Raw genomic sequence first — 14,423 nt, forward strand, 5'->3', positions numbered from 1 at the left:
GCGACTCCACGCCACGCTCAGACCTTGGTCGACGCTGACGTTATTCAAGCATCATGCGAGACTAGTCTGCTGTAGCTGGATCGCTGCGGTCTTTCACATTCAGGAGTGTCCATGTCGTTGTCCAGCGGGCTCATCGCCGCCGTTGCCTTGGCCTACATGGCCGTTATGTTCGCCATTGCCTTTTACGGTGACCGGCGCAGCAAACCGCTGCCGCCGCGGGTTCGCGCATGGGTGTATAGCTTGTCGCTGGCGGTGTACTGCACCAGCTGGACATTCTTTGGCGCCGTTGGTCAGGCCGCGGAACAATTGTGGGCGTTTTTACCTATCTATCTAGGCCCGGTACTGCTGTTGGTGTGCGCACCCTGGGTGTTGCAAAAAATGGTGATGATCAGCAAGCAGGAGAACATCACCTCGATTGCCGACTTTATCGCCGCCCGTTACGGCAAATCGCAATCGCTGGCGATTGTGGTGGCGTTGATCTGCCTGGTGGGCGTGCTGCCTTATATCGCCCTGCAACTCAAAGGCATTGTGCTGGGGGTCAACCTGTTGATTGGCGCTGGCGCAGACGCTACCGGCACTCGCGCTCAGGACACGGCACTCATCGTTTCGCTGATTCTGGCGCTGTTTACCATCGTTTTCGGCACCCGCAACCTCGACTCTACCGAGCACCACCGGGGCATGGTGCTGGCGATCGCCTTTGAGGCATTGGTCAAATTGTTCGCCTTTCTCGCCGTCGGTGCCTTTGTGACCTACGGCTTGTACGACGGCTTCGAGGATCTGTTCGATCAAGCCATGCTGGCTCCGCGCCTTGAGGAGTACTGGAAAGAAACCATCAATTGGCCCTCCATGGTGGTGCAAACGGGTGTGGCGATGATGGCGATCATCTGCCTGCCGCGCCAATTCCATGTGACCGTGGTCGAAAACATCGAACCGCAGGATCTGCGTCTGGCCAAATGGGTGTTCCCGGCTTATCTGATTCTGGCCGCACTGTTCGTGGTGCCTATCGCACTGGCGGGGCAAATGCTCTTGCCCAGTTCGGTATTGCCCGACTCCTTCGTGATCAGCCTGCCATTGGCGCAAGCACACCCGGCACTTGCCATGCTGGCCTTTATCGGCGGCGCTTCCGCTGCCACCGGCATGGTGATTGTGGCCAGTGTGGCGCTGTCGACCATGGTGTCCAATGACATGCTGCTGCCGTGGCTGCTGCGGCATAAAAATGCCGAGCGCCCCTTTGAAGTGTTCCGCCACTGGATGCTCTCGGTGCGGCGCGTGTCGATTCTGGTGATCTTGCTGCTGGCCTATGTCAGTTATCGTTTGCTGGGCTCTACCGCAAGTCTGGCCACCATCGGGCAAATTTCCTTTGCTGCCGTGACTCAACTGGCACCCGCCATGCTGGGCGCGCTGTACTGGAAACAAGCTAACCGCCGAGGCGTTTTCGCCGGGCTCGCTGCGGGAACATTTATCTGGTTCTACACCCTGGTGCTGCCGCTGATTACCCACAGCCTGGGCTTACAACTGAGTCATTTCCCCGGGCTGGCGTGGTTGCACAGTAACCCCCTTGGCTTACCAATCACTCCGCTGACCCAAGGCGTGGTGCTGTCATTGGCTGGCAACTTCACACTATTTGCCTGGGTGTCCGTGCTGTCGCGCACCCGCGTCTCTGAACATTGGCAAGCCGGTCGTTTTATTGGTCAGGAAATCAGCAGCCATCCCAGCGGGCGCTCGATGCTGTCGGTGCAGATCAATGACTTGCTGACATTGGCCGCGCGTTTTGTCGGCGAAGAACGGGCGCGTCAGAGCTTTATCCGCTTTGCCTATCGTCAGGGCAAAGGCTTTAATCCCAATCAAAATGCTGACGGTGAGTGGATCGCTCATACCGAACGGTTACTGGCCGGGGTTCTGGGTGCTTCATCCACCCGAGCGGTGGTCAAGGCGGCTATTGAAGGCCGGGAAATGCAGCTTGAGGATGTGGTACGGATTGCGGACGAAGCCTCGGAAGTCTTGCAGTTCAACCGCGCCCTGCTTCAGGGTGCCATTGAAAACATCACTCAAGGCATCAGCGTGGTCGATCAGTCACTGCGGCTGGTGGCGTGGAACAGGCGCTACCTTGAACTCTTCAACTACCCCGAAGGACTGATCAGTGTCGGCCGCCCGATTGCCGACATCATTCGTCACAACGCCGAACGTGGCCTGTGCGGCCCCGGCGAGGCAGAGGTCCACGTGGCCCGCCGCTTGCACTGGATGCGTCAAGGCCGGGCACACACCTCCGAACGGCTGTTCCCCAATGGCAGAGTGATCGAGCTGATCGGCAACCCCATGCCGGGCGGTGGCTTCGTGATGAGTTTTACCGACATCACCGCGTTCCGTGAGGCTGAACAAGCCCTTACCGAAGCGAATGAAGGGCTCGAACAGCGAGTAACTGAGCGTACCCATGAGCTGTCGCAACTCAATCAGGCACTGACTGAAGCCAAAGGCGTGGCCGAAGCAGCCAACCAGTCGAAGACCCGTTTCCTCGCAGCCGTCAGCCATGACCTGATGCAGCCGATGAATGCAGCTCGACTCTTTTCTTCAGCGCTCTCCCACCAGGAAGAGGAACTGAGCCCGGAAGCGAAGAAGCTGGTGCAGCATCTGGACAGCTCATTGCGCTCTGCTGAAGATCTGATCAGTGACCTGCTGGATATTTCACGGTTGGAAAACGGAAAAATCACCCCCGACATCAAGCCTTTCGCCATCAATGACCTGTTCGACACGCTAGGCAATGAGTTCACAGCACAGGCCAAGGAACAAGGTCTGAGCTTCAGAGTGAGGGGGAGTCGGCTGCGCGTGAGCAGCGACATCAAATTGCTGCGCCGTATCTTGCAGAACTTCCTGACCAATGCCTTCCGCTATGCAAAAGGTCCGGTGTTATTGGGGGTACGTCGACGCGGCAATGAGCTTTCTCTCGAAGTGTGGGACCGAGGCCCCGGAATTCCCGAGGACAAACTCAAGGTCATTTTTGAAGAGTTCAAACGCCTGGACAGTCACCAGACCCGCGCAGAGAAAGGCCTGGGCCTTGGCTTGGCGATTGCGGACGGTTTGTGCCAAGTGCTCGGGCATAGCCTGCAAGTACGCTCATGGCAGGGCAAAGGCAGCGTATTCAGCGTGCGGGTGCCACTGGCCAAAAGTCAGGCAGCACCGCAGCCGAACGTTCCCGAACAAAACGGCCAAACGGCAAAAGGCGCTCAAGTCCTGTGTATCGACAACGAAGACAGCATTCTGATCGGCATGCAGAGTTTGCTGACGCGATGGGGGTGCCGTGTCTGGACCGCGCGCAATCGCGAAGAGTGCGCCGCACTGTTGAATGAAGGTGTGAGGCCGCAGCTGGTGCTGGTTGACTACCATCTGGATGAGGGTGAAGTGGGCACCGACCTGATGCGCTGGTTGCGGGCTGAGCTGGGTGAACCTGTGCCGGGGGTTGTCATCAGCGCCGACGGTCGGCCGGAGATGATTGCTCAAGTCCATGCTGCAGGGCTGGAGTACTTGCCCAAGCCGGTCAAACCAGCGGCGCTCAGAGCGCTGCTGAGCCGGCATGTGCCGCTGTAGCCGCTGTAGCCGCTGTAGCCGCTGCGCAGACGCCGCTGGCGCAATTACGCATCAAGCCTGACGCAACCTGCGGCAGCTGCTACGGAATTTATGGCGCGCTCTGCTCCAGCGGGTGAGCCACGCCATCTACATCAGCCATCGCGCGCTCCAGCAGTTCCGTTGGCAAACTTTTGCTGGCGCGTGCACCCAACAATTTCAACTGCTCGCTGCGACTGACCAGATTGCCGCGCCCGTCTGTCAGTTTGTTGCGCGCCGCTGCATAGGCTTTATCAAGCTGTTGCAAGCGATTACCGACTTCATCCAGATCCTGAATAAAGAGCACGAACTTGTCATACAGCCAACCCGCCCGCTCAGCGATTTCTCGTGCATTCTGGCTCTGACGCTCCTGCTTCCAGAGGCTGTCGATCACCCGCAAAGTCGCCAGCAACGTAGTCGGGCTGACAATCACAATGTTGCGGTCGAAGGCTTCCTGAAACAGATTAGGCTCAGCTTGCAAGGCCGCTGAAAAAGCCGCTTCGATAGGCACAAACAACAGAACGAAATCCAGGCTGTGTAGCCCCTCAAGACGTTTATAGTCCTTACCGGCCAAGCCTTTCACATGATTGCGCAGTGACAGTACGTGCTGCTTGAGGGCGGCTTGCTCGATGACATTGTCATCAGCACTGACATACTGCTGATACGCCGTCAGACTCACCTTGGAGTCGACCACCACCTGCTTGTCACCCGGCAACATGATCAAAACGTCTGGCTGAAAACGCTCGCCGTCGGGCCCTTTAAGGCTGACCTGGGTTTGATACTCACGCCCTTTTTCCAGCCCGGCATGCTCAAGCACGCGCTCAAGGATCAGTTCCCCCCAGTTGCCTTGGGTTTTCTGCCCTTTGAGTGCCCGAGTCAGGTTGGTAGCTTCATCACTCAGGCGCAAATTGAGCTGCTGTAAGCGCTCAAGCTCTTTGGCCAGGGAGAAGCGTTCACGCGCTTCTTGTTGGTAGCTTTCTTCAACGCGCTTTTCGAACGATTGAATGCGCTCTTTCAGCGGATCGAGTAGCTGACCCAGGCGCTCATTGCTGGTATCGGCGAAGCGCTGTTCACGCTCATCGAAAATCTTGCCCGCCAGTTCGGCAAATTGCGCCCGCAACTCATCGCGTGAGCCTTGCAGGTCATTGAGTCGCTGCTGATGGCTGTCTTGTTGTTCGCGCAATTCGGCGGCCAGCGCAGCGGCGTGAGCGTCCAGGCGACGCAACTCGGTTTCCTTGAGGCTGCGCTCGACACCCCACGCATGGGCAGCATCACGTGAGTTATCACGCTCTACCTGCGACAGCTCAACCTCACGACGCAGCGCGGCAAGCTCGGCTTGCTTGGCAGCGTTGGCCTGCCCCAGATCACTGATCTCATCACGGCTGGCATCCAGCTGAGCGCTTAGACCCTCATGCGCCATCTGGGCCAAACTCAGGCGTTCATTGAGCATGGCCAATTCAGCGGGATGAGCACTGTAACGGCGCTGCAACTGCCACAGGAGCGCCAACAGCGGCAAACCCGCCACTAACAGCCCCAGCAAAATGCTGTTCAAGTCCAGGGCCATAACCCCTCCGCATGCGGTAAAAGAGCAAGGTTAACCAAGCTGCAAGGCTGAAGACAGCTCAGCCTTCGTTTTTGCTCAGTTCTTGCTGCGCGACGCGGTCGCCAGCACGTGCGGCCTGACGCAAGAGTTCGTGGCCGATTCGCCGGTCGCGGGCACTCCCGCAGTCACGGCACATCAGTTGCCCTAACCGGCTTTGCGCCAACACCACACCTTGGCGGGCTGGTTGTTTCAGCAAGTGACCGGCAACGTGCTTGACGCTGGGATTAGCGCCCAGACGAGGGTTATCCAGCAACCAGATAGCCACACGCAGTGAAAAGCGCTTGGGGGCATCAGAGGATGTGGTCGGGCGAGCTGCGGAAGCAGTAGTTGTGCGAAACTTCATAAAATACTGTAGGGCAGAACAGAAGGCGCGCCACTCTACTCCTTTTTTCGTCTTGGTAAAGCCTAAAAAAGTCTACACCCGCGATCTAGAGCTAGCGCACGGGACAATCCACAGATCCTGTGGATAAGTCAGTGGACAACCCTACTGAAACCCTCGCAAACGCCCACCCCACGCGGCCCAAGGTCAAACTGTCGATTTTTTCACCAACTGCAAAAAACGATGTTTTTCATTGACTTAAATTTGCCAAACAGGCTAAGCAAGGCCGCACCCTCACCTGCCAAGCTGTTTTTCGGGCTGCGCCATTAATGTGCACAAGTCCCTTTTCGCTGTACAAAACGAGGTATGAAAACGCTCAATCCTGCAAACAGCGCACTGGCTCAAACCACCGTAAGACAATCCTTCCCAATGACTACAGGGCATTGAGCCAGCACCGCGACTGCGCTAAAAATGGTCTACAGCTACCTTGAGCTAACCCTATGGCAATCGACTTTGAGGGAACGGCTACAGAATGTATTTTCACTAACACACTTGCATTTAAATTTTCAACTGATACTATCCGCAGCGTTAGTACCAAGCTGAAAGTCAATTCGGGCCGAACAAATCCTTAAGCCATCTTCCATAACGTCGAAGAAACGCTGAAAAACAGGATCGTCCCCCTCGATGGTTTCCAGGTAAATCTTGCGACGCTACGGCCTTTGAAAAATCGAAGGGTAGCGCGAAGCGCTTTATTCTGACCGAACCAACCTGCAAATTGATCAGGATCTTCACCCCGAGCATGGAACCTTAGCTCCCGTTGTGATTGCCTGCCCTCCTAAGTACCTACCTGCCAGCCCAAGCGCCACATAATTTATGCGCTACATCTGGCGGCTTTGTTCCAGTCAGGTTCTTCGTCAAGCCAAAGATAGCTCGACGTTACTGGAACGTTTTAACGCAGCACGGATCATATCCGTGTCATTTGTAGGAACACCTAATAACTATGTCGACTCAAATCCATACTCAGGATGCCATTCGCACCCTAACCAACGCCTTTGCTCCAATGAACTGCCTGATTATGGCCGCTCGCAAAGGATGCTTCAGCTTTACTCTGGTCAACGAACACGGCATCGCCCGTCACAGCGAGCGCCTGTACCCCGATCAATATTCCAGCGCAGAACCTCTGCAAGCTGTGATCGAACGTACTCGTCAGGCACTGGTTGCCTGAAACCTGAGCGTCACCCCAAAAGCCCTGCCTTATCAAGCAGGGCTTTTTGTTGTCTGGCATTTGAGAAATATCCGGTAGCGCTTAAGTACTTGCAGATATATAGCCATCCCCTCGATGCTGCAAATGATTTAAAAACAGTCCTTTACAGCTGATATATGACACTAGACTTCAAGTTAAGCGGTTTAACCCGCTTCCGGCGCCCCCTTCCGACTCATTGCTGCCAAGCCCTTGTGGGTCGCCGGCCATTTACAGGCGTCGAGGACATTATGGGTATCGCTGCCAGAGAGTTGAGTCTGTACGTCATAAGACCCACGCTTGCTTATCTGGGTCAGCACAATCCAAATGCCGAAACTTTGTTGCTGGGCATTGCCGCCAGCCAGTCCCGTTTGGGAGCTGCCTTGCACGACCGCAGAGGGCATGGCCTGTACTGTATTCGCGAGCCTCGCCACGCTGCGCTTTGGGATGACTATCTTGCGCGCACGCCTGACCTGGCGAGCCTGGTTCGTGGACTGGCCAGCCAACATGCCTTTTTAGGCAACCCTCACTTGGAACTCACCGTAAATTTACGGTACGCCACCGCTATTGCCTGGCTGTTAATAGAACAGCTTCATGTGTCTATCCCCGCTGCAGATGATGTGCAAGGTATGGCAAGAATCTGGCGCCAAGCCTTTGAACCACAAGGACGTTTGCGTGATTTTGCAAATGCCTGGCGCAGTTGCGTTACACCCCTCAACCATGTGGCTTAAGTTATAAGCCATACACACTATTATAAAAAAGATCTAAAACCGTGCGGATTGTCCTACAAAACAACGTTAACTTCTGCGAATTAGCCTATAGCGCTTAATTAAAAATGTTGGTAGCTTTCGTCCGGTGATCAAAAGGAGTTCTAATAATGAAAAAAGTAATGCTCAAGACCACACTTAGCCTCGCCGTCACTTTGGCTTCCAGTCAGATTTTCGCAAGTGGCTTCGCACTTAACGAACAAAGCGTTAGCGGTATGGGGACCGGTTTCGCAGGTCGCTCATCTATTGCCGACGATGCAAGTACTGTATTTGGCAACCCTGCCGGTATGTCCCGCCTTAGCGGCCAGCAAATTACTGGCGGCATTGCTGTAATTGACGCCTCGACCGATATTAAAGATGCTTCAGGTAGATACCCTGGCACCAACAAAGGTGACATGGTTCCTTTTACTGGCGTCCCGATGGGTTTTTATACCAATAAACTGAATGACCAATGGGCAGTCGGTTTTGGGGTATACGCACCTTTCGGCCTGGTGACCGATTATGAAAGCGGCTTCCAGGGTCGCGCGTTTGGCAAGAAGAGCGAAGTTAAGGTTGTCACGTTACAACCGACCGTCAGCTACGCCTTCAACGATCGCGTGTCGATAGGTTTTGGTCCGACCATTAACCACATTTCCGGTACGCTCGAATCCGACCTGACGCTCAACCCTGCGTTTGGTGATACCAACGTCGAAATCAAGGGCACCGATACCGCTCTGGGTTTCAACATTGGCGTGCTGGTTCAGGCAACTGATACGACTCGCGTCGGTCTGACTTACCACTCCAAGGTCAGCTACGACCTTGATGGTCACACCAAAGTCTCCGCGGCAGCCGGCACCCCGGCACAGCTGATGAAGAGCAATCGCTACGACGCTTCGCTGTCCATTGATACCCCAGAATCCTATGACCTTTCCGTCACTCAGGAGCTGAGCGATGCATGGAGAGTTTACGCGGGTACCACCTGGACTCGCTGGAGCCGTCTGAAAGACATCACCGTGAAAAACGAAGGTGTCAGCCCGGTCAACTCGGGTGCTATTGGTTCGCAACTATTTGGCACGATCAAGGAAGAACAGAACTGGCATGACACCTGGGCATACGCCATCGGTACGTCTTACCAGCTGAACAAACAATGGATCCTGCGCACCGGTCTGTCATGGGATCAGTCGCCGACCAATAACGAAAACCGTTCGCCGCGTATCCCTACTGGCGACCGTACGATTTTCAGCTTGGGCGCCGGTTATGCCGTCAATGAAAACCTGACCATTGATGCCGCGTATTCGTACCTGAAAGAAGAGTCGGTAAAAGTTCATGACTCGAACCAACTCAATTCTTACAGCGCCAAGTATGAAAACAGTGCAAACGGTTTTGCGGTAGGTGCAACCTACAAGTTCTAACTCTCTGAGCGCATGATTCATTGCCCACTGAGTTAAAAAAGCCCCGCTCTCTTCAAGAGGCGGGGCTTTTCAATGTGGGACGGTCAGGACTTTGAAGCGATGGCTTTATTGATTGCCTCGATCAGTTCTGGATCATCCGGCTTGGTCAGACTGGAAAAATTGGCAATCACATTGCCTTTTCGATCAACGACATACTTGTAAAAGTTCCACTTCGGCGCACTGCTCTGTTCTGCCAACACTTTAAACATGTGCGTTGCATCATCTCCTCGCACTTTTTGCGGGTCGATCATGGTGAACGTGACGCCGTAATTGACGTAGCAAACTTTGGCAGTTTCTTCGCCGTCTTTGGCTTCCTGTTTAAAGTCGTCCGAAGGCACTCCAATCAATTCAAGGCCTTGCGCATTAAATCGCTTGTTCAGCGCTTCCAACCCTTTGAATTGTGGCGCAAAGCCGCAAAAACTCGCGGTATTGACGATCAATAATGGCTTGCCGGCAAATCGCTCACACAGGTCGATTGACTCCTTGGCCCGTAACTTGGGCAATGAGCCCTCCAAAAGCGGCGGGCAATCAGCTGCCCAGGCCGATCCGGCACAGGCCAACAGCAATACAGGCATCGCAGCCCAGCGCTTAAACATTGTGGTTTTCCTTAATCAAGAAGCCTTGGTCTATACGAAATGCAAAGGTTAGCAAGTGCCCAGCCCTAACTGCATCAGCGCCAGCCCGCCTTGATGCCAGCCCCACCACGCCAGTGCCAGCAAGATAAAACCGGCACTCACAGCCGCCAACCCTATCCACGTTAACTTCACGCCAGACTCTCCTGCGCTTGCAACCGCGCCACAGGGCGCTCGCGCACCGGCCAGTTCAAGGCTGCTGCCAGCAGGCTCAATACAATCGAGACCTGCCAGATGATGTCGTAACTGCCGGTTTGATCATAGACCACACCGCCCAGCCAGCCTCCGAGGAAAGCGCCCAGTTGATGAAAGAGGAACACGATGCCCCCCAGCATGGACAGATTACGCACCCCGAACAGGGTCGCGACGGTGCCATTGGTCAACGGTACGGTGGAGAGCCACAGAAAACCCATGGCCATACCAAACAGGTATGCGCTGAGGTGTGTCACCGGCGCCCACAGAAACAGCACGATCACTACGGCACGCGCCAGATACAAGCCGGTCAGCAAACGAGGTTTGGACATCCGCCCCCCGAGCCACCCTGCCGTGTAGGTGCCAAATATGTTGAACAGGCCAATCAGCGCCAACACCGTTGTACCGACCGTAGCAGGCAAATGCTGATCCACCAGATAGGCCGGTAGATGTATACCGATAAAGACGACCTGAAACCCGCAGACAAAAAAGCCGAACGACAACAACCAAAAACCCGAGTGCGAGCACGCCTCCCTGAGTGCCTCTTTAAGCGTTTGCTCCCCGCCCAGGCTGGGCATGGGCCGGTCCTTGAGCAACGAGACCAGCGGTATGATCAGCGCCACCATCATTCCCAGCACCAGCAAGGCAGTCGACCAGCCTAACCAGCCAATCAGGCCCAGGGTTCCCGGCAACATCGCAAATTGACCAAAAGACCCTGCTGCACTGGCGATACCCATGCCCATGCTGCGTTTTTCAGGAGGCAAGGCGCGCCCCACGACGCCCAAAATCACCGAAAACGACGTGCCTGATAGTCCGATACCAATCAACAAGCCTGCACTGACCGACAATGACAGCAGCGAGTCCGACAACCCCATAAACACAAGGCCAACGGAGTACAGCACACCGCCAATCAAGACCACTTTGGCAGCGCCAAACCGATCAGCCAACGCCCCGGTAAAGGGCTGCGCCAAACCCCAGATCAAATTCTGCAACGCTATGGCAAACGCGAACACCTCGCGGCCCCAACCGAATTGCGCACTCATGGGTGGCAAGAACAGCCCAAACCCGTGCCTCACGCCCAAAGACAGCGCCAAAATTAACGCACTGCCCAATAGTACCCAGACACTGTTACGCCACACCGTTGTCATTATTATTCTCCAAGCGTGGGTATATACCCATGTCTAAACGTGAGACAGATGCCTCATTCAGTACCCGCCAATTCATCCAATAGCTGCAACAGTTGTTCGCGGCGCTCCTCACCCAGTCGGTCGATAAGCCGCTGCTGCGCGGCTTCCCATGCGGGCAAGGCTGCCATCAGCCGCCTCTCTCCCTCTTCGGTCAGGCACACCAGCCGATTGCGTTGATCCTCGCCCTCTGCCAGTTTCACCAACCCCATTCCTTCGAGTACACGCAAATTGCGCCCCAAGGTGCTGCGATCCAGCCCCATCGCTTCAGCCAAGCTGGAGATGCTCGGCTGGTCGAGGCGCTTGAGGTTGGTCATTAAGGAAAACTGCGCAACATTGATCCCGAAGCCATCAAGGGCGCCGTCGTAATGCCTACTGATGCCTCGTGAGGCACGCCGCAGGTTGGTGCATAAACATTGGGTTGGTAACATTTTGTATGTATATACCCGCAATAATGGAGAATCAAGATTTAATGCGTTACGGATAGCCCTTTACAGCGCCAATCCCACCAGCATCAACACTTCAAGCAATTCCAGCAAAGCGCCGGCGGTATCGCCCGTGGTGCCTGCCAGACGGCGCATCATGAGGTGGCGCAACCAGACAAATCCCAGGGTTGCCAGCATCAGCGCCCACAGCCCTGCATACCCGGCCAGGGCCACGCATACCGCCGCACTCAACACCAATACCCACCAGCCCGCCTTGCGTGGCAAGTGATCCGCCAGCGCTTGCCCTAAACCGCCCGCCCGCACATAGGGTGTTGTCAGAAACACACCCAGCAAGGCGCTGCGGCCAATCAAGGGCACTATCAGCAAAGCCATCGCCTGCTGCTGCTCAATCAAGGCCAGCAAGGCGCAGAATTTCAGCAGCAATACCAACACCAGGGTGACCACCGCAATCGGACCGCTGCGCGGGTCTTTCATGATGGTCAGTGTGCGCTCACGATCACCAAAACCACCCAGCCAGGCATCCGCACTGTCAGCCAGCCCATCCAGATGAAGCCCGCCACTGAGCATCACCCAAACCGTCAGCAGCAAGGCAGCGTGCAACATCAGCGGTGTGCCCGCCAGCAACGCGCTTACGCCCCAAAGCACCCCGCCAAAGAGCGCGCCCACCAGCGGGTAAAACAGCAAGGAACTTCCCAATTCCTGAGGTTTTGGCATGCCCGGCAACGTAATCGGCAAACTGCTCAGGAACTGCAAGGCGATCCAGAAAGGCAACATGTCAGCCTGCCTCGCTCAACACGCCATCCGCCTGCACCTGCAATGAAAACAGAGCGCCATTGACCACGGGCACCTGCAATAGCTGTTCACGGGGCAAACCTCGTGCCTGAGCCAACAGCAACTTCATCACACCGCCATGGCAAACCACCAACACCCGTTCACCCCCATAACGCTGCTGCAAACGGCCGATTGCGGTCAGTACACGGGTGGAGAACGCTGTGACCGGCTCCGCGCCGGGCGGGGTAAATGCGTAAGGATCAGACCAGAACTGGCCCAGCGCCTCAGCGTCGGTCTCCATCAGTGCAGCCGCGGTGCGCCCTTCCCACTCGCCAAAATGCAATTCTTGCAGGTCTTTTTCGAAGGTCAACGGCACGCCGAGTTGTTGCGCCAGCTCGCGGGCGAATAACCCACAGCGCTGCAGCGGAGAGCTGACGATGCGCTGCCACGGACCTTGGCCTTTGACGGCTGCACGCATTTGCGCCCAGCCCTGAGCCGTTAGTGCATCATCGAGACTGCCGCGCAAGCCGCCCCCCAACTCGGTTTCACCGTGACGAAGCAAGTCCAGATGCACCCTCATGCCGGGCGATCCGCCACTGCCGCTTCAGCGAAGGTCGCCATTTGCCCATGAAGGTCACAGGCCAGTCGGATTAACGGCACGGCCAGCGCCGCGCCACTGCCTTCGCCCAAACGCAGCCCCAAATCGAGCAAGGGCTGTGCCTGCAAACTTTCAAGGACGTGACGATGGCCCTGCTCAGCCCCCTGATGACTGAAGATCATCCACTGGCGGCACTCAGGGTTCAAACGCACGGCGACCATCGCGGCGACCGTACAAATGAAGCCGTCAACCAAAGCCACGACGCCTTCCTGAGCACAGGCCACGTAAGCCCCCACCAGTGCAGCAATTTCAAAACCACCCAGGCGGAACAAGGTCTGTAACGGATCGTCCAGATAGCCCTCGTGAAACGCTAGCGCGCGATCGATCACCCGGGCTTTATGGCTCACACCCGCCGCGTCCAGACCTGTGCCCGGCCCGGTCAAGTGCGAGGCCGGACAGCCCAGTAACGCACTGGCCACGGCGCTGGCAGAGGCGGTATTGCCGATGCCCATTTCGCCGCCGATAAACAGCTCGCTGTTTACCTCACGTGCACGCAACACACTGTCACGTCCTGCCTGCAAGGCTTTTAGCCCCTGACTGTCCGACATGGCCGGGCCGTGGGCAAAGTTGGCCGTGCCCGCGCCCAGTTGCAGATGACGCACGCCCGCCAGATCAAGCATCGGCGTGACCGTGCCCAAATCCACCACATCCAGTTGCGCGCCCAACTGACGTGCCAACACGCTGATCGCCGCACCGCCGCTCACAAAGTTATGCAGCATTTGCCCGGTGACCGCTTGCGGATAAGCCGAAACGCCTTCCGCCACCACGCCGTGATCACCGGCAAAAATGGCAATCCACAGCGCGTCGGCGCGGGGCTTCAAACGGCCTTGCAGACCCGCCAGTTGCACGGCCAGCGCTTCCAGTTGGCCCAGTGAGCCAGCCGGCTTGGTCAGTTGCTGCTGACGCGCAACAGCCGCCGCCGTTTGTTGCGGGTCAACCGACTGGCACGGTTTCAGCCACCACGGAGTACTCATAGTGCAGTTCCTTTCAATGTCAGGGGCAGGCCCGCGACTGTCAGCACCACTCGCTGACAACGCTCGGCCAAGGCTTGATGCAACCAACCGGCTTCATCGACATAACGACGGGTCAACTCGCCCAGCGGTATGACGCCCATTCCGGTTTCGTTGCTGACAAAAACAATTTCCCCCGGCAGTTCAGCCAGGCACGCCAACAGTGCGTCACGCTCGGCATTCAAACGCTGCGGGTTTTCCAGCATCAGCAAGTTAGTCAGCCAGAGTGTCAGGCAATCGACCAGTACAAAGGTGTCTTCGCGCGCGCTCTCGCGCAGCACTCGGGCCAGTTCGAGCGGTTCCTCGACCAACGCCCAATGCGCGGGGCGACGTTCGCGATGATGGCGTACGCGCTCGTTCATCTCGCCGTCCAGCGTTTGGCTGGTAGCGATGTAGGTGACGGCGAAGCCCGATTCGCCAGCCAGCTTTTCGGCCAGCCGACTTTTACCGGAGCGGGCACCGCCTAAAATCAGTTGCAGCATGTGTTAAATCCCCGTAGCTGTTGCCGAAGGCGGCGATAGACCTCATGGAAGGTCCTGCGCAGCCTTATCGCAGCCTTCGGCAGCGGCTACAC

Annotated in this window: 14 protein-coding genes; 4 read left to right on the forward strand and 10 right to left on the reverse strand. The window is 56.5% G+C overall.

Features of this window, described 5'->3' with window-relative positions:
* Nucleotides 1-111: 111 nt before the first annotated feature.
* Nucleotides 112-3,582 carry a PAS domain-containing hybrid sensor histidine kinase/response regulator gene (locus tag GHN86_RS07395; RefSeq protein WP_153376945.1) on the forward strand — a complete coding sequence of 1,157 codons (3,471 nt, stop codon included), beginning with the start codon at nucleotides 112-114 and terminating at the stop codon, nucleotides 3,580-3,582.
* A gap of 88 nt (nucleotides 3,583-3,670) precedes the next feature.
* Here GHN86_RS07395 and rmuC read toward each other — a convergent pair whose 3' ends face one another.
* Nucleotides 3,671-5,047, reverse strand: a complete 1,377-nt coding sequence (rmuC, locus tag GHN86_RS07400; RefSeq protein WP_194286172.1) for a DNA recombination protein RmuC — start codon at nucleotides 5,045-5,047, stop codon at nucleotides 3,671-3,673.
* Between the two features lie 172 nt (nucleotides 5,048-5,219).
* Nucleotides 5,220-5,543, reverse strand: a complete 324-nt coding sequence (locus tag GHN86_RS07405; RefSeq protein WP_153376943.1) for a sel1 repeat family protein — start codon at nucleotides 5,541-5,543, stop codon at nucleotides 5,220-5,222.
* Nucleotides 5,544-6,519: 976 nt separating this feature from the next.
* Between GHN86_RS07405 and GHN86_RS07410 the strand changes: the two genes are divergently transcribed.
* The 3 genes from GHN86_RS07410 (at nucleotide 6,520) to GHN86_RS07420 (ending at nucleotide 8,917) form a co-directional block, all read left to right on the forward strand.
* Nucleotides 6,520-6,744, forward strand: coding sequence for a hypothetical protein (locus tag GHN86_RS07410; protein WP_007898912.1), 225 nt, complete (start codon nucleotides 6,520-6,522; stop codon nucleotides 6,742-6,744).
* A 266-nt stretch (nucleotides 6,745-7,010) separates the two neighbouring features.
* A complete protein-coding gene (locus GHN86_RS07415) occupies nucleotides 7,011-7,490 on the forward strand; it encodes a hypothetical protein (protein WP_153376942.1) in 480 nt (159 codons plus the stop codon).
* Nucleotides 7,491-7,636: 146 nt separating this feature from the next.
* A complete protein-coding gene (locus GHN86_RS07420; protein ID WP_153376941.1) occupies nucleotides 7,637-8,917 on the forward strand; it encodes an OmpP1/FadL family transporter in 1,281 nt (426 codons plus the stop codon).
* Nucleotides 8,918-9,000: 83 nt separating this feature from the next.
* Here the strand turns inward: GHN86_RS07420 and GHN86_RS07425 are convergent, their stop codons facing one another.
* Genes GHN86_RS07425 through cobU form a run of 8 tightly spaced genes read right to left on the reverse strand, consistent with a single transcriptional unit; the run spans nucleotide 9,001 to nucleotide 14,331 of the window.
* A complete protein-coding gene (locus tag GHN86_RS07425) occupies nucleotides 9,001-9,552 on the reverse strand; it encodes a glutathione peroxidase (RefSeq protein ID WP_153376940.1) in 552 nt (183 codons plus the stop codon).
* Nucleotides 9,553-9,600: 48 nt separating this feature from the next.
* Nucleotides 9,601-9,723, reverse strand: coding sequence for a hypothetical protein (locus tag GHN86_RS23860; RefSeq protein WP_267129093.1), 123 nt, complete (start codon nucleotides 9,721-9,723; stop codon nucleotides 9,601-9,603).
* Nucleotides 9,720-10,928: an MFS transporter gene (locus GHN86_RS07430; protein WP_153376939.1), complete on the reverse strand. Its 1,209-nt coding sequence runs from the start codon at nucleotides 10,926-10,928 to the stop codon at nucleotides 9,720-9,722. Before GHN86_RS07430 ends, GHN86_RS23860 begins: the two co-directional genes overlap by 4 nt.
* A 53-nt stretch (nucleotides 10,929-10,981) precedes the next feature.
* The gene (locus tag GHN86_RS07435) at nucleotides 10,982-11,395 is read right to left on the reverse strand and encodes a MarR family winged helix-turn-helix transcriptional regulator (RefSeq protein ID WP_153376938.1); all 414 of its coding nucleotides are present in this window, start codon (nucleotides 11,393-11,395) and stop codon (nucleotides 10,982-10,984) included.
* 60 nt (nucleotides 11,396-11,455) lie between these two features.
* Nucleotides 11,456-12,184, reverse strand: coding sequence for an adenosylcobinamide-GDP ribazoletransferase (locus GHN86_RS07440; protein WP_153376937.1), 729 nt, complete (start codon nucleotides 12,182-12,184; stop codon nucleotides 11,456-11,458).
* 1 nt (nucleotide 12,185) lies between these two features.
* Entirely contained in the window at nucleotides 12,186-12,761 is a 576-nt protein-coding gene (locus GHN86_RS07445; RefSeq protein ID WP_153376936.1) for a histidine phosphatase family protein, read from the reverse strand.
* Nucleotides 12,758-13,813, reverse strand: coding sequence for a nicotinate-nucleotide--dimethylbenzimidazole phosphoribosyltransferase (gene cobT, locus GHN86_RS07450; RefSeq protein WP_153376935.1), 1,056 nt, complete (start codon nucleotides 13,811-13,813; stop codon nucleotides 12,758-12,760). Before cobT ends, GHN86_RS07445 begins: the two co-directional genes overlap by 4 nt.
* On the reverse strand, nucleotides 13,810-14,331 hold the full coding sequence (gene cobU / locus GHN86_RS07455; RefSeq protein ID WP_153376934.1) for a bifunctional adenosylcobinamide kinase/adenosylcobinamide-phosphate guanylyltransferase: 522 nt from the start codon (nucleotides 14,329-14,331) through the stop codon (nucleotides 13,810-13,812). Before cobU ends, cobT begins: the two co-directional genes overlap by 4 nt.
* Between the last annotated feature and the right edge of the window lie 92 nt (nucleotides 14,332-14,423).

Source organism: Pseudomonas helleri, assembly GCF_009600315.1.
GTDB classification, from domain to species: Bacteria; Pseudomonadota; Gammaproteobacteria; order Pseudomonadales; family Pseudomonadaceae; genus Aquipseudomonas; species Aquipseudomonas helleri_A.

Coding starts and splice junctions, on each gene's coding strand:
- GHN86_RS07405 (WP_153376943.1), bottom strand. CDS start 5,543: ATGAAGTTTCGCACAACTACTGCTTCCGCAGCTCGCCCGACCACATCC.
- GHN86_RS07425 (WP_153376940.1), bottom strand. CDS start 9,552: ATGTTTAAGCGCTGGGCTGCGATGCCTGTATTGCTGTTGGCCTGTGCC.
- cobU (WP_153376934.1), bottom strand. CDS start 14,331: ATGCTGCAACTGATTTTAGGCGGTGCCCGCTCCGGTAAAAGTCGGCTG.
- GHN86_RS07410 (WP_007898912.1), top strand. CDS start 6,520: ATGTCGACTCAAATCCATACTCAGGATGCCATTCGCACCCTAACCAAC.
- GHN86_RS07435 (WP_153376938.1), bottom strand. CDS start 11,395: ATGTTACCAACCCAATGTTTATGCACCAACCTGCGGCGTGCCTCACGA.
- rmuC (WP_194286172.1), bottom strand. CDS start 5,047: ATGCTCAATGAACGCCTGAGTTTGGCCCAGATGGCGCATGAGGGTCTA.
- GHN86_RS07420 (WP_153376941.1), top strand. CDS start 7,637: ATGAAAAAAGTAATGCTCAAGACCACACTTAGCCTCGCCGTCACTTTG.
- GHN86_RS07430 (WP_153376939.1), bottom strand. CDS start 10,928: ATGACAACGGTGTGGCGTAACAGTGTCTGGGTACTATTGGGCAGTGCG.
- GHN86_RS07445 (WP_153376936.1), bottom strand. CDS start 12,761: ATGAGGGTGCATCTGGACTTGCTTCGTCACGGTGAAACCGAGTTGGGG.
- GHN86_RS07440 (WP_153376937.1), bottom strand. CDS start 12,184: ATGTTGCCTTTCTGGATCGCCTTGCAGTTCCTGAGCAGTTTGCCGATT.
- cobT (WP_153376935.1), bottom strand. CDS start 13,813: ATGAGTACTCCGTGGTGGCTGAAACCGTGCCAGTCGGTTGACCCGCAA.
- GHN86_RS07395 (WP_153376945.1), top strand. CDS start 112: ATGTCGTTGTCCAGCGGGCTCATCGCCGCCGTTGCCTTGGCCTACATG.
- GHN86_RS07415 (WP_153376942.1), top strand. CDS start 7,011: ATGGGTATCGCTGCCAGAGAGTTGAGTCTGTACGTCATAAGACCCACG.